Source organism: Rhizobacter sp. OV335, from assembly GCF_900142965.1.
Classification (GTDB): Bacteria; Pseudomonadota; Gammaproteobacteria; order Burkholderiales; family Burkholderiaceae_C; genus Rhizobacter.
This window is the reverse complement of record NZ_FRCQ01000072.1, coordinates 1-1,173: the sequence shown is the minus strand read 5'-3', so window position 1 is coordinate 1,173 and position 1,173 is coordinate 1. Positions and strand designations below refer to the sequence as shown.

Sequence of the window (1,173 nt, the reverse complement as noted above, 5' to 3'; positions counted from 1 at the left end):
GCTGCGCGCGGGGCCATCAAACCAGCCAGCTCCGGCGCCCCGTCCCTATTGGCGCTCCACAGCCTCCCCGCACGCGCCTTCTGCCACCACCGCTCCTGAGGGAGGTGACAAGCGAACAAGTGAGGGTGACAACCCCGGGAACGGCCTCTACGAAGCGCTGAGGTACAGGCCCAGCATCACCACCGCGCCGCCCGCCAGGGCGCCGTTGGAGGGCACCTCGCCGAGCAGGGTCAGGGCGAACACCGCGGCAAACACTGGCTCTGCCAATTCAAGTGTCTGCACGCGCCCCGGCGAAATGTGCTGGATCGCGCGCGTCGTGCAGACGAAGCCGAGCACGGTCGGAAAGACCGCCAGCAGCACGAGCAGCAGCACGGCCGTCGCGCTCCAGTGCGCCTGCACGAGGTTGTCCGGCTGAATGGCGATGCCGAGGTAGAGGCTGCCGAAGAACAGCAGCCGCGTCGTCAGCGCGAAGCCGCCTTGCAGCCCGAGCTTCTTCACCAGCACCGAGAAGATGCCGTAGCCGGTGCCGGCGATGGCGGCGAGCAGCAGCCCGTGCAGGTCTCCGCCGAGGTTCGCGCCGCAGATCAACGCAACGCCCACCACCGCGACCAGCAGGCCGAGGACCTGCCGGCGCCGAGGCCGATCACCCAGCACCGGCCAGCCCAGGGTCATCGCCGAGAAGGCTGCGCAGGCCATCAGCATCACGACGACATTGGCGGCCGATTGATGCGCATATGCGGCCGTCTCGAAGTGGAACAGCACGAAGATACCGAAGAACGCGCAGACGCCGGCCTGCAGCCAGCTGCCGCGCAATTGCCGAGGTGCCTGCGCAAGCACGATGCCGAGCAGGATCACGAAGCCGATGATGGTCTTGAGCCCTGCGATGCTGCTCGGTGCGAAGCCCAGCACGACGAGCGTCTTGGTGAGTACCCCGATGCTGGCGTTGAGCGCCGCGGCAGCGAGGGCGTAGAGGATGCCTTTCTGGTGGTCGGTCATGTCGCTGGACGTGCGTTGCAGGAACCTGCCCGGGTGACAACCCGGGCTCAATCGCCACTTGTTCGCTTGTCACCTCCCCCAAGAGCGGTGGTGGCAGAAGGCGCGTGCGGGGAGGCTGTGGAGCGCCAATAGGGACGGGGCGCCGGAGCTGGCTGGTTTGATGGCCCCGCGCGCAGC

Annotated in this window: 1 protein-coding gene; it reads right to left on the bottom strand. The window is 67.8% G+C overall.

Translation table 11 applies throughout. The features are described 5' to 3' along the window. Positions 1-147: 147 nt before the first annotated feature. On the bottom strand, positions 148-996 hold the full coding sequence (locus BUE42_RS31420) for a DMT family transporter (protein ID WP_073469467.1): 849 nt from the start codon (positions 994-996) through the stop codon (positions 148-150). Positions 997-1,173: the final 177 nt, after the last annotated feature.

What these genes read in the sequence shown, in the direction of transcription:
- BUE42_RS31420 (WP_073469467.1), bottom strand. Translation starts at nt 996, where the DNA reads ATGACCGACCACCAGAAAGGCATCCTCTACGCCCTCGCTGCCGCGGCG.